The organism is Halomonas sp. E14, from assembly GCF_052568415.1.
Genome location: NZ_CP199423.1, coordinates 452,724 through 465,971 on the forward strand (window position 1 = coordinate 452,724; position 13,248 = coordinate 465,971).

12 protein-coding genes are annotated in these 13,248 nt (G+C 62.9%); 11 read left to right on the top strand and 1 reads right to left on the bottom strand.

Annotated elements, in window-relative coordinates; all coding sequences use genetic code 11:
- Window positions 1-232 precede the first annotated feature (232 nt).
- The 11 genes from rpmB to ACT7B3_RS02120 all read left to right on the top strand — a co-directional run bounded on the left by rpmB (window position 233) and on the right by ACT7B3_RS02120 (window position 10,434).
- Complete coding sequence (rpmB, locus tag ACT7B3_RS02070; RefSeq protein WP_444678546.1) at window positions 233-469, top strand: 50S ribosomal protein L28; 237 nt, start codon at window positions 233-235, stop codon at window positions 467-469.
- Window positions 470-494: 25 nt separating this feature from the next.
- The gene (gene rpmG, locus ACT7B3_RS02075; protein WP_086509014.1) at window positions 495-650 is read left to right on the top strand and encodes a 50S ribosomal protein L33; all 156 of its coding nucleotides are present in this window, start codon (window positions 495-497) and stop codon (window positions 648-650) included.
- A gap of 167 nt (window positions 651-817) precedes the next feature.
- The gene (mutM, locus tag ACT7B3_RS02080; protein ID WP_445156695.1) at window positions 818-1,666 is read left to right on the top strand and encodes a bifunctional DNA-formamidopyrimidine glycosylase/DNA-(apurinic or apyrimidinic site) lyase; all 849 of its coding nucleotides are present in this window, start codon (window positions 818-820) and stop codon (window positions 1,664-1,666) included.
- A gap of 19 nt (window positions 1,667-1,685) precedes the next feature.
- On the top strand, window positions 1,686-2,876 hold the full coding sequence (locus ACT7B3_RS02085) for a class I SAM-dependent rRNA methyltransferase (protein WP_445156696.1): 1,191 nt from the start codon (window positions 1,686-1,688) through the stop codon (window positions 2,874-2,876).
- 21 nt (window positions 2,877-2,897) lie between these two features.
- Window positions 2,898-3,209, top strand: a complete 312-nt coding sequence (locus tag ACT7B3_RS02090) for a putative signal transducing protein (protein WP_445156697.1) — start codon at window positions 2,898-2,900, stop codon at window positions 3,207-3,209.
- 36 nt (window positions 3,210-3,245) lie between these two features.
- Window positions 3,246-3,680, top strand: a complete 435-nt coding sequence (locus ACT7B3_RS02095; RefSeq protein WP_445158832.1) for an acyl-CoA thioesterase — start codon at window positions 3,246-3,248, stop codon at window positions 3,678-3,680.
- A gap of 93 nt (window positions 3,681-3,773) precedes the next feature.
- Window positions 3,774-4,799 (top strand): tryptophan--tRNA ligase, encoded by a 1,026-nt coding sequence (locus tag ACT7B3_RS02100; RefSeq protein WP_445156698.1) that lies wholly within the window; start codon window positions 3,774-3,776, stop codon window positions 4,797-4,799.
- Between the two features lie 139 nt (window positions 4,800-4,938).
- Complete coding sequence (locus ACT7B3_RS02105) at window positions 4,939-6,144, top strand: YeeE/YedE family protein (RefSeq protein ID WP_445156699.1); 1,206 nt, start codon at window positions 4,939-4,941, stop codon at window positions 6,142-6,144.
- A gap of 128 nt (window positions 6,145-6,272) precedes the next feature.
- Window positions 6,273-7,952: an NAD-dependent malic enzyme gene (locus ACT7B3_RS02110; protein WP_445156700.1), complete on the top strand. Its 1,680-nt coding sequence runs from the start codon at window positions 6,273-6,275 to the stop codon at window positions 7,950-7,952.
- Between the two features lie 89 nt (window positions 7,953-8,041).
- Window positions 8,042-9,322 (top strand): hypothetical protein, encoded by a 1,281-nt coding sequence (locus ACT7B3_RS02115; protein WP_445156701.1) that lies wholly within the window; start codon window positions 8,042-8,044, stop codon window positions 9,320-9,322.
- Between the two features lie 2 nt (window positions 9,323-9,324).
- Complete coding sequence (locus tag ACT7B3_RS02120) at window positions 9,325-10,434, top strand: hypothetical protein (RefSeq protein ID WP_445156702.1); 1,110 nt, start codon at window positions 9,325-9,327, stop codon at window positions 10,432-10,434.
- Between the two features lie 43 nt (window positions 10,435-10,477).
- Here ACT7B3_RS02120 and acnA read toward each other — a convergent pair whose 3' ends face one another.
- Complete coding sequence (gene acnA, locus ACT7B3_RS02125; protein ID WP_445156703.1) at window positions 10,478-13,228, bottom strand: aconitate hydratase AcnA; 2,751 nt, start codon at window positions 13,226-13,228, stop codon at window positions 10,478-10,480.
- Between the last annotated feature and the right edge of the window lie 20 nt (window positions 13,229-13,248).

Consider the following 13,248-nt stretch of genomic DNA (forward strand, 5'->3'; position numbering starts at 1 on the left):
CTCCTCGCCGGGCATTGCCGCCGGCAAAGCCGGTATAGATGAGGAAAGCTTGCGGGAGAGGGGGTAAGGGAGTGTAGAATACGCGGCTACTATTGCCTGCCGGGGCGCGCTCTGCTATAAAGTGCAGCCTTTGAATTCCCTTGGGTCAAATGACAACGGGGTCGTTCCCGGTTTGCCCGACAGGTTTTGAACACTCAGGTTTGACCACCTGGCCAAGCGGTTGGAGGCTCCCATGTCCAAAGTATGTCAGGTTACCGGCAAGCGTCCGGTGACTGGTAACAACGTATCACACTCCCAGCGCAAGACCCGTCGTCGCTTCTTGCCGAACCTGCACACCCATCGTTTCTGGGTGGAGTCGGAGAATCGCTTCGTCAAGCTGCGCATCTCTTCCAAGGGCATGCGCATCATCGACAAGAAGGGCATCGACGAGGTGCTCAGCGACATCCGCAAGCGCGGCGAAGCCGTCTAAGCGACCATTCAGGGAGTAAGCAGCCATGCGTGACAAGATCAAGCTGGTGTCCAGTGCCGGTACCGGTCACTTCTACACCACCGACAAGAACAAGCGGAACACCCCGGACAAGCTCGAGTTCAAGAAATTCGATCCGGTCGTCCGCAAGCACGTGATGTACAAGGAAGCTAAGATCAAGTAAGCCTTGGTCGTCTTCCGCAGGTGTTCAAGCCTGTTCTTCTGAACCCGGCCATGTCAGCCGGGTTCAGGCGTTTCTGGGCGGCGCACCCTGCCATGCAGTGGTACCGTGCCGCCGCTCGCCGCTGAGGCACGCCTGCCCGCCCCACCCGCTGTCGTCACGAGTAAGCCATGCCTGAACTGCCCGAGGTCGAAACCACCCGACGCGGCATCGCGCCTCATGTGGAGGGCCGAGAGATCGTCGAGGTGATTGTGCGTCAGCCGCGCCTGCGCGTGCCGGTGCCCGGCGATTTCAGCGAGCGGCTGGTCGGTGCGCGCATCGGTATGCTGTCGCGCCGTGCCAAGTACCTGCTGCTGCCGATCGAGGGCGAGGGCGAGGGAGAGGGAGAGGGAGAGGGGGCCGGCAGCCTGATCTGGCACCTGGGCATGTCTGGCAGCCTGCGCATTGCCCGGCTGGGCGACCTGCCGAAGACGCATGATCACATCGACCTGGTGTTCGCCGACGGCGCCATCCTGCGTTACCACGATCCGCGCCGCTTCGGCTTCGTCGACTGGCTGGCAGGCGGCGCCGATTGTGACCCACGGCTGGCGAACCTGGGCCCGGAACCGCTGTCCGAGGCCTTTGACGGCGAGCGGCTGTATCGTCTTGCACAGGGGCGGCGCATCGCGGTGAAGCCGTTCCTGATGGACAACGCCGTGGTGGTGGGCGTGGGTAATATCTACGCCAGCGAGGCGCTGTTCCTGGCCGGCATCGACCCGCGGCGGGCGGCCGGCCGCATCTCCCGCGAGCGTTATGAGAGGCTTGCCGTCGCGGTGCGCGAGGTGCTGGCCGCGGCCATTTCACAGGGCGGGACGACGTTGCGCGACTTTGTCAGCGGTACCGGCGAGCCGGGCTACTTCAAGCAGCGGCTCAACGTCTACGGACGCCATGGGCAAGGCTGTCGGCGCTGCAACGCCGAACTTCGGCTGGTGACGCTGGGCCAGCGGGCCAGCGTGTTCTGCCCCACCTGCCAACGATGATATCCACACGAGACGAACCATGATCCAGACCCTGCGCCTCAAGAAGAATGCCGACCGCCGCCTCAAGGCCGGCCACCTATGGCTTTACTCCAATGAGGTGGATATCGAGGTCACGCCGCTCAAGGGCCTGGAGCCTGGCGCCCAGGTGGTGGTCGAGGCCGCGAACGGCAAGGCGATGGGGGTGGCCTACGTCAATCCCAACTCGCTGATCTGCGCCCGAGTGGTGTCGCGCGATCCCGAGATGCGCCTCGACCGTTCGCTGCTGGTGCACCGCTTCAACCAGGCGCTGGCGTTGCGTCAACGCCTCTACGCCAAGCCGTACTATCGCCTGGTGCACGGCGAGGGCGACCTGCTACCGGGGCTGGTGGTGGATCGCTTTGACGACGTGCTGGTGGTGCAGCTCAACACCCTGGGCATGGAGCGCCTGGCCGAGGAGATCGTCGCCGCCCTCGACAAGGTGATCGAGCCGCGCGTCATCGTGTTCAAGAACGACTCCTCCGGGCGTCGCCAGGAGCAGCTCGAGCGCCAGGTCACCCTGGCCAAGGGCGAGCTCGACGGCCCGGTGCTGGTGGAGGAGAACGGCGTGCGTTTCCACGTGCCGGTGCTCGACGGCCAGAAGACCGGCTGGTTCTACGATCACCGCGGCAACCGCGCCTGGCTTAACGGCCTGGTGGCCGGCAAGCGGGTGCTGGATATGTTCAGCTACGTCGGCGGCTGGGGCGTGCAGGCGGCGGCCCATGGCGCCCGCGAGGTGCTGTGCGTGGATTCAAGCGCCCAGGCGCTCGAGCGCGTGGCGGAGAACGCGGCGCTCAACGGCCTGCACGAGCAGGTGGCGGTGGGAGAAGCCGACGCCTTCGAGGCGTTGGCCGCGCTCAAGGCCGATGGTGAACAGTTCGACGTGGTGATTCTCGACCCGCCGGCCTTCATCAAGAAGCGCAAGGACATCCCCAACGGCGAACGCGCCTACGCCAGGCTCAACCGCGAGGCGATGCGCCTGCTGGGCCGTGACGGCCTGCTGCTCTCGGCCTCCTGTTCCATGCACCTGGCCCACGACCGGCTGGTGGACGTGGTGCGCGGCGCGGTGCGTCACCAGGACCGCCACGGCCAGATCGTCTATCAGGGCCACCAGGCGGCGGACCATCCGGTGCACCCGGCGATTCCCGAGACCGCCTACCTGAAGGCGCTGGGCGTTCGTGTCTTCCGCGACTGACATGCCATTCAGGGTGCGATCATGAGCCACGTGCGCGTCTTCGCCCACGCCAATGCGCTGCTGGTCAGCCACGTGCGCAACGTGCTGGCCGCGGCGGGCATCCCCGTGTCGCTGCGCAACATGGTGCTGGGCGGCGGAGCGGGGGAGCTGCCGCTGAGCGAATGCGAGCCCGAGGTGTGGGTGGCGGTGCATGACCGCGAGCGCGCCGAGGCCCTAATTCACGCCAGCCTGACCGGCGCGCCGGGCGCGCCGGACTGGCACTGTCCCGGCTGTGGCGAAGTGCTGGAGGGCACCTTCGACGCCTGCTGGCGTTGCGGCACTACCCGGCCCTGAGTCGCACCGGCTTCACCGCAAGGAGAGCACATGCCACTGGAATGGGACCTTCCCCAGCCCTATGTCATCGAACTCGAGGTGGGCGCCTCGGCCATCGACGAATACGGCCATGCCAACAATGCCGAGTACCTGCGCTGGATCGAGCAGGTGAGCTGGGCGCACTCCGAGCGCCTGGGGCTGAGCCTGGCGCGCTACCGTGAGCTCGACCGCGCCATGGCCGTGCATCGCCACGAGCTGGACTACCTGGCACCGGCCTTCGAGGGCGAGCGCCTGGCGCTTGCCACCTGGATCGTCGGCTGCGACGGCCGCCTGACCCTGACCCGGCGCTTCCAGCTCGTCCGACCGGCCGATGGCCGTACCCTGCTGCGCGCCCGTACCCGCTTCGCCTGCATCGAGCTTTCCAGCGGTCGGCCCCGGCGCCTGCCGGGTGAATACGTGCAACGCTATGGTGATGCGCTCGTCGCCGAGTGAGAGGCGCTTGCGGGCGTGGCCTCGGCCAGGTCGCCTTGACCGCCCCCTCGCGTTACCATAGCGGGCATTTCCGACAAGCAGAGTCCGCTTTCCATGAGTGCAGCTTCCCAGAAGACACGCGTTCTCACCGGTATCACCACCACCGGTACCCCGCACCTCGGCAACTATGTCGGCGCCATCAAGCCCGCCATCGCCGCGAGCCAGGACCCGAGCGTGCAGTCCTACTACTTTCTCGCCGACCTGCATGCACTGATCAAGTGCCAGGACCCGCAGCGGGTGCAGGAGTCGCGTCTGGAGATCGCCGCCACCTGGCTGGCGTTGGGACTCGATACCGACAACGCCATCTTCTACCGCCAGTCGGACATTCCCGAGATCCCCGAGCTGACCTGGATGCTCTCCTGCGTGTGCGCCAAGGGCCTGATGAACCGCGCCCACGCCTACAAGGCGGCGGTGGCCGAGAACGAGGCCGCCGGCAACCAGGACCCCGACAAGGGCATCACCATGGGCCTGTTCGGCTACCCGGTGCTGATGGCCGCCGACATCCTGATGTTCAACGCCCACAAGGTGCCGGTGGGGCGCGACCAGATCCAGCACATCGAGATGGCCCGCGACATCGGTGGGCGTTTCAACCACCTGTTCAAGGGCGAGTACTTCACCCTGCCCGAAGCGGTGGTCGACGACGAGGTGGCGGTGCTGGGCGGGCTCGACGGGCGCAAGATGTCCAAGAGCTACAACAACACCATCCCGCTGTTCGTCTCCGAGAAGAAGCTGCTCAAGCTGGTGCGCAAGATCAAGACCAACTCGCTGGAGCCCGGCGAGCCCAAGGACCCGGAAGGCTGCACCCTGTTCCAGATCTACTCCGCCTTCGCCAGCCGCGAGGAGCGCGAGGCGATGCGCGGCGAATACGCCAATGGCATCGGCTGGGGCGAGGTCAAGAATCGCCTGTTCGAACTGCTCGATGCCCAGCTGCGCGAGCCTCGCGAGCGCTACGAGGCGCTGATGCAGGACCCGGCGCACATTGAGAGCGTGCTGCTCAAGGGGGCCGAACGGGCCCGCGCCGAGGCCGCGCCGTTCATGGACCGGCTGCGCGTGGCGGTGGGCCTGGGACGTTTCGTCTAGCCTTCAAGCCTGACCTTCAAAGCTGACCTTGGAAGGAACTGTACGGGGCGCCTGCGGGCGCCCCGTTGCGTTGTGTCCACGCTGGCGGAGTGCGGCCTAACTTGCCAAGCTTCAGGAGCAAAACGAAAGGAGGAATTTCATGGCCACTGCTCTGGAAGCAAAACGGCCACGGCAGATCTCGCTGGCACTCGGTGCCCTGCTGCTGGCAGGTGCGCTGCTGGTGGGGCTTGCCTTCGGCACTCGCCTGGGGCTGCTGATGCTGGTCGGGGGGCTCCTGGGGGTGTCGCTCTACCACGCCGCCTTCGGCTTCACGGCGGCCTGGCGAGTGTTCATCAGCGAGCGCCGCGGGCGCGGGCTGCGCGCCCAGATGGTGATGCTGGCCATCGCCGTGCTGCTGTTCTTTCCTGCCCTGGGGGCGGGCAGCCTGTGGGGCCAGGAGGTGAACGGCTTCGTCTCGCCCATCGGGGTCTCGGTGGTGGTGGGCGCCTTCCTGTTCGGCATCGGCATGCAGCTCGGCGGCGGCTGCGCCTCGGGCACGCTGTTCACCGCCGGCGGCGGCAATGCGCGCATGGTGATTACGCTGCTGTTCTTCATCATCGGCTCGCTGATCGGTACCGCCCACTTCGCCTGGTGGATGAGCCTGCCGGCCTTCGAGCCGGTCTCGCTGGTGCATGCCTTCGGACCCCTGGGCGGCATCGCCGTGAGCCTGGCGCTGTTCGGCGGCATCGCCGCCCTGACGGTGCTGCTGGAGAAGCGCCGCCATGGTGGGCTGGAGGAGGTGCCGCGCTGGAACCTGCGCGACCGCCGCTGGCTGACCGGCCCCTGGCCGCTGCTGCTAGGGGCGGTGGCGCTGGCGCTGCTCAACTTCGCCACCCTGGCGCTGGCCGGGCGCCCCTGGGGCATCACCTCCGCCTTCGCCCTGTGGGGAGCCAAGGCCTACGAACTGGTGGGCGGCGACGTGACCCAGTGGAGCTATTGGCAGAGCCCGGCCAATGCCGCCGCGCTGCGCGCCAGCGTCTGGAGCGACATCACCACGGTGATGAACGTAGGCATCATCCTCGGCGCCATGGTGGCAGCCACGCTGGCCGGGCGTTTTGCCCCGACCCTGCGCATACCGCTGGGCTCGATCATGGCCGCCATTATCGGCGGGCTGATGCTGGGCTACGGCGCCCGGCTCGCCTTCGGCTGCAACATCGGCGCCTACTTCAGCGGCATCGCCTCGGGCAGCCTGCACGGTTGGGTATGGCTGGTGGCAGGGTTCGCCGGCAACCTGCTCGGGGTGCGCCTGCGCCCACTGTTCTTCGGCCGCGCGCCCGGCGACAGAACCCGCGCCAAGGTGAGCTGAATGGGCCGTGGCGCCGCCGCCGCAGAGGCGTGGTAGAGTTACGCCAAGGCGCCGCAGAGCGCTTGGGAAAACTCGGCCTGCCGAGCGTTCCTTACGGCCCGGTTCCAGTCACCGTATCGAGATCAGAGATGTCCACCGAAACCAAACGACCGCTCTATATTCCCTACGCAGGCCCCTCGTTGCTCGAGATGCCACTGCTCAACAAAGGCAGCGCCTTTTCCCGCGAGGAGCGGCTCGAATTCAACCTGATCGGCCTGCTGCCGCAGAACGTCGAATCCATCGAGGAGCAGGCCGAGCGGGCCTACCGCCAGTATCAGCAGTGCTACAGTGACCTGGACCGGCACATCCACCTGCGGGCGATCCAGGACGACAACGAAACGCTCTACTATCACCTGGTGATGGAGCATCTCGAGGAGATGCTGCCGATCATCTACACCCCCACGGTGGGCCAGGCGTGCGAGGAGTTCTCCAACATCTATCGTAGCCACCGCGGCCTGTTCGTCAGCTACCCGGACCGCGAGCGCATCGACGATATCCTGCGCAGCGCCACCAAGGGTAATGTCAGGGTGATCGTGGTGACCGACGGCGAACGCATCCTCGGCCTTGGCGACCAGGGTATCGGCGGCATGGGCATCCCGATCGGCAAGCTGGCACTCTACACCGCCTGTGGTGGCATCAGCCCGGCCTATACCTTGCCGATCATGCTCGACGTGGGTACCAACAACCAGGCGCTGCTCGACGACCCCATGTACATGGGTTGGCGGCATCCGCGGATCTCTCAGGAGGAGTACGACGCCTTCCTCGAGGACTTCATCGCCGCGGTGAAGCGCCGCTGGCCCAACGTGCTGCTGCAGTTCGAGGACTTCGCGCAGGCCAATGCGGTGCCGTTGCTGGAGCGCTATCGCGATCAGCTGTGCTGCTTCAACGACGACGTGCAGGGCACTGCGGCAGTGGCCGTGGGCACCCTGATGGCCGCCTGCCAGGCCCGCGACGAGACCATCGCCGACCAGCGCGTGGTTTTCGTCGGCGCCGGCTCCGCGGGCTGCGGCATCGCCGAGCAGGTGGTCGTCGCGATGCAGGCGGAGGGCCTCTCCGAGAAGGAGGCGCGCCGCCGGGTGTTCATGGTCGACCGCGAAGGCCTGGTCACCAGCGACCAGGCGTGGCTGCGCGACTTCCAGCGCCGCCTGGCGCACGACCCGGCGCTGGTCAAGGAGTGGCAGGACCAGTCGCTGCTCGAGGTGGCGCGGCATATCAAGCCGACGGTGCTGATCGGCGTGTCGGGCCAGCCGGGGCTGTTCTCCGAAGAGGTGATCCGCGCCATGCACGCCGGCTGCGAACGCCCGGTGGTCATGCCGCTCTCCAACCCCACGTCGCGCGCCGAGGCCACCCCGTGGGACGTGCTGCACTGGACCGACGGCCAGGCGCTGGTGGCCACCGGTAGCCCGTTCCAGCCGGTGGTCTACGACGGCACGACCTACCCCATCGCCCAGTGCAACAACGCCTATATCTTCCCCGGCATCGGCCTGGGCGTGGTGGCCAGCGGCGCCAAGCGTGTCACCGATGCCATGCTGATGTCCGCCTCGCGGGCGCTGGCCCGCGAGGCGCCGCTGGTGAAGGAGGGCGAGGGCGCACTGCTGCCGCCGCTGTCGCAGATCCGCGAGTTGTCCAAGGTCATCGCCTTCGACGTGGCGGCCCAGGCGCAGCAGGAGGGTGTGGCGCTGCGCACCGACGGCATCAAGCTGCGCCAGGCGATCGAGCGCAGCAGCTGGACGCCGGCGTATCGCAGCTATCGGCGGCGCTCCTTTTAACTAACTCAAGGACCTCCCGGTTGGGAGGTCTGTTTGTTTTTGGATAGTTAAAAAAATAGAAATGGTTTTTAAGTGCGCTGGGAGGTTCTATGGACAATAAAGTTGCGGTAGCAAGGTGTCATGAAATACAGCTTGCTGTGCGTGATAAGGAGGTTTCTCGGTTTGAGTCAATCACTGAAGTCGGCATGGCTGTCCAGCTTGCTTTGCATATTAGAGGGCTCCCGTTAGTAGATTACGAAATGCTGAAGTTGGTGGCTTCTACTATGCTAGGTGTGCCACGCCTTGCTGTGGATCGGATAGTTGAGCTGCTGGCGGAGATTGAATTTGTAAGAGTGCAGAGAGAAGGCCGGCGAATAAAAAGTGTTTTACCAGTAGTGCCTTATTTCGAAAAAATGTATGAGGGTATTGGGGAGTATTTTGAAAATACTGCTGCGCCCGATGAATTCGAGTTGCTGACTCTAGAGATAGTGGATCGGCTGGCTTCCGCTCCTCAAAATGCTGACTCACTTGCAAATAAACTTGGTGCTGATAGAAAAGCCTTTGATTCCAGTGTGGAAATAGGAACGAAAGGAAACTTTTTGTTATCAAGGAGGGCGCGTTCAAAAACAGTGCTTCTTAACCCTTCTTATTTTTCTGAAAACGCCGATATTTTTGTTGATCATGTTGCAAAGTGCGGAGCAAAAGGTGTCGAAAGAACCCTTCAGCTAATACAGTCAGCGCAGGGTTGGCCTTTGTCGTTAATCGAACGTACGGGTGAGATCGGTAGTAGAAAAGTAACAGTAGACGATATCGCACTTTTGAAGCGCTTGGCTCAGGAGGGTGCGGTAAAGCCGCCAAGAATTACAACTTCACATGCTGGTGATAGTCTTTTTATATTTACTCCCACGCCAAGCTTCGGAAAGCTTACACCTTTTAGAAGAGAGGTGTATGAACGTGCTCTAGCAATAGTTTCTGCTGTTCGGTTGGGTCAGTTGTTGCCAAATCGTTACCGCATCAGAAGTCCAGGCGCTGTGCTTTACAAATTGAAGCAAGAACTATGTTTGTCGCCAACTACAGACTATGCTGAACAATACAGAAATCTCGTTGATTACCGTATTGCCCAGCTAGTGTCTGTTACTGGAGGGTATAAGCAGCTCAGAATCATTGATACTCCTGAGAATAGGGAAGCGCTGCAAATCGCTTATGATTTGGTGCAGGGGAATGAACCTCCTGATTTGACGGTTGATAAGGAGGCGCATAAGGCGATGACGGGGTCTCAAGAATATGTAGAGTCTCTAATTAGCTCTCGATTGTTGCGTGAAAAAGAAACCGTAACTCTTTCGGACGAGAAGAGGTTTGAATATGAGCAACTTCTTCTAGAAGGGGTTTGAAAATGCTTAAAGATCGAGCCCAAAAAGCACTTGCGCTAAAGCTAAGTCTTTCTAAGCGCTGGCTTCCGCAGCTAGAGATAGAGGTAGAGCCGTCGACTCGGGTTGAACGCTCAAAATATGTCCTAACCGATGTCGATGTTTTGGCCGTTGTTCCTTCAGCGATTGGTGGCCATTCAAGGGTGATTTTTGATTGTAAAAGTGGTGCAAGAGAGTCGGCTATAGGTAGAGCTTTTTGGTTACATGGTGTCATGGAAAAAACGCACTCATCACATGGGTTCGTTTTTCTAAATCAGAAAGTAAGTATTACGCATGATCATAGGATAAGTGCGTCGGATTTAGAGGTTTCATTGTTGCATGAGGGTGAGATTGAGTCTTTAGCTCAATGCATGGGAGGTGGGGTGGAGATCCCCGATGCTGCCATGGGAAATATCGATCTATGGGATCAATTCCTTGCTTTGGGAAAAAAATACCCTGCACTTGAACCTTATCATATTTTTTCCAGATCAAGCTTTTGGATGATAAGGGACGTTGGTGAACAATGTCGCAAAGTTGTAGCGAAGTTGCGAGCCATTAAGACTGAGCTTGATCCTGAGAAGCCCGAACATCTCGCGATTTTCGGAGATGCGCTATGCTTATTCCTTTTGTCATTGTCAGAAATGGCAAATCGTTTGTACCTCGTCTTGCTAAGGCCTTCTTCCCATCACGAATTTTCATCTTCTTTGCTTTCGCTTCTTTATGGCGGTTATGATAATCTAGAGATTGCTCAGAGAATTAGAAAACTAACATCTAATGGTAGTGTGTCGAGTGACTCTCCCGCTATATTCCCCGAGCTGGACGCCTTTGAACAACTTGTTAGAGAGATACTTCAGGCTCCCCAGCAGGTTTTGCCGTCATCGATATTGGCCAGAGAAATAGGGTTCACACTGATGTCTTCAAAACCAATTACCGATATTACGAAAGATATCGTCTGGGAGTCCCCTTATGCTGCTAAGTTTCTGCTGGTGGCGGCTGAGTATTTGCAATTGGCATCTAAGTTGCCCAGTGAGTTTTCACTCCATTTTGGTGAAACCGCACTAAGAGCCTCGAGCTCTGCTTTGAAAAAAAGCAAATAAGCCCCGCTTCGGCGGGGCCTTTGCGTGAGCGCAGGAGGCGGGCCTACGCCGCGCCGATCATCCGCCGCAGCACGTAGTGGAGGATGCCGCCGTGGCGGTAGTACTCCAGCTCGTTGGCGGTGTCGATGCGGCACAGGGCCTCGATACGCTTCTCGCCCTTGGCGCTCTTCACCGTGACCTTCACCTTGCCGCCCGGGGTGAGGTCGGAGAGCCCCTCGATGGAGATCGTCTCGTCACCGGTCAGGCCCAGGCTCTTGCGGTCCTCGCCTTGGGGGAACTGCAACGGCACCACGCCCATGCCGATCAGGTTGGAGCGGTGGATGCGCTCGTAGGACTCTGCCAGTACCGCGCGCACCCCGAGCAGGCGCGTGCCCTTGGCGGCCCAGTCGCGCGAGGAGCCGGTGCCATACTCCTTGCCCGCCACCACCACCAGCGGCGTACCCTGCTCCTGGTATTTCATGGCGGCATCGTAGATCGCCATCTGCTCGCCCGAGGGCACGTGGCGGGTCTCGCCGCCGACCACGCCGTCGAGCATCTCGTTGCGGATGCGCACGTTGGCGAAGGTGCCGCGCATCATCACCTCGTGGTTGCCGCGCCGCGAGCCGTAGGAGTTGAAGTCCACCGGCTGGATGCCGTGCTCCTGCAGGTAGCGCCCGGCCGGGCTGGCGGGCTTGATGGCGCCGGCCGGCGAGATGTGGTCGGTGGTCACCGAGTCGCCCAGCAGGGCCAGGATGTGGGCGTCCTCGACATCCTCGATCGGCGCCGGGTCGCGGCCCATGCCTTCGAAGAAGGGCGGGTGCTGGATGTAGGTGGAGGCGGAGGACCACTCGTAGACCTGGCTCTGCGGCACCTGCAGCGATTTCCAGATCTCGTCGCCCTCGAACACTTCCGCATACTCCTTGCGGAACATGTCGGTCTTGACCTTTTCCACGGCGTCGGCGATCTCGGCCTGGGTGGGCCAGATGTCCTTCAGGTAGACCGGGCTGCCGTCCGAGCCCTCGCCCAGCGGGTCCCGGGTGAGGTCGAGACGCACGTTGCCGGCCAGGGCGTAGGCCACCACCAGCGGCGGCGAGGCGAGCCAGTTGGTCTTCACCAGCGGATGGATGCGCCCCTCGAAGTTGCGATTGCCGGACAGCACCGCGGCCACGGTCAGGTCGCCGTCCTCGATCGCCTTCTCGATCTGCTGCGGCAAGGGGCCGGAGTTGCCGATGCAGGTGGTGCAGCCGTAGCCGACCAGGTGGAAGCCCAGGGCGTCGAGATCCTCCTGTACCCCCGCAGCCTGGAAGTATTCCGTCACCACCTTGGAGCCCGGCGCCAACGAGGTCTTGACCCAGGGCTTGGTCGCCAGGCCCTTGGCGCGGGCCTTGCGCGCCAGCAGGCCGGCGGCGAGCATGACGCTGGGGTTGGAGGTGTTGGTGCAGGAGGTGATGGCGGCGATGACCACGGCGCCTGGGTTGAGCATAAACTGCTCGCCGTCCAGGTCGACGTTCTGGCTGTCGCGATGCTCGTAGCTCTCGTGCACGCCCACCGCCGTCTGGCCCCCTTCGGCATTGAGCCGCCCCTTCTCCACGCCACTCGGCGACTTGGCCTGCTCCTCACCCTCCATCAGCTTCTCGAAGGTGGTCTTCATGTCCTTCAGGGCGACGCGATCCTGGGGCCGCTTGGGGCCGGCCAGGCTGGCCTCGACGTCACCGAGGTCGAGATGCAGAACATCGCTGAAGATCGGCTCGTCGCCGGGCTCGCGCCACAGTCCCTGGGCCTTGCAGTAGGCCTCCACCAGTTCGATCTGTGCCGCGTCGCGCCCGGTGAGGCGCAGGTAGGCAAGCGTTTCGTCATCGACCGGGAAGAAGCCGCAGGTGGCGCCGTACTCCGGCGCCATGTTGCCGATGGTGGCGCGGTCGGCCAGCGGCAGGTCGGCCAGGCCGTCGCCGTAGAACTCGACGAACTTGCCCACCACGCCGTGGCTGCGCAGCATCTGGGTCACCGTCAGCACCAGGTCGGTGGCGGTGATGCCCTCCTTGAGCCTGCCGGTGAGCTTCAAGCCCACCACCTCGGGAATCAGCATTGAGACGGGCTGGCCGAGCATGGCGGCCTCGGCCTCGATGCCGCCCACGCCCCAGCCGAGTACGCCGAGCCCGTTGATCATGGTGGTGTGGGAGTCGGTGCCCACCAGGGTGTCCGGGTAGGCGAAGGTCTTGCCGTCCTCCTCCTTGGTCCACACCGTGCGGCCGAGGTACTCCAGGTTGACCTGGTGGCAGATCCCGGTGCCGGGCGGCACCACGCTGAAGTTGTCGAAGGCCTGCTGGCCCCAGCGCAGGAATTCGTAGCGCTCCTGGTTGCGCTCCATCTCGATGGCGACGTTGTCCTTGAAGGCGGTGGGGTTGCCGAACTTGTCGACCATCACCGAGTGGTCGATGACCAGGTCCACCGGCGAGAGCGGGTTGATGCGCGAGGGGTCCTCGCCGAGCTTCTGTACCGCGGCGCGCATGGAGGCCAGGTCCACCACGCCGGGCACGCCGGTGAAATCCTGCATCAGCACCCGCGCCGGACGATAGCCGACCTCGCGGCTGGCACGCCCCCCCTGCTGCCAGTCGACCAGCGCCTGAAGGTCTTCGTGCGCCACGCTCGGGTCATGCGCGAAGCGCAGCTGGTTTTCCAGCAGGATCTTCAGCGTCTTGGGCAGCCGATCAATGTTGCCGAGGCGTTCGGCGGCCTTCGGCAGGCTGTAGTAGTGGTAGGTGGTGCCGCCGGCGACCAGGGTCTGCAAGGTATCCGGCATCTCGTCACGGCTCATGAAGGCCTCCTGTCACGGTG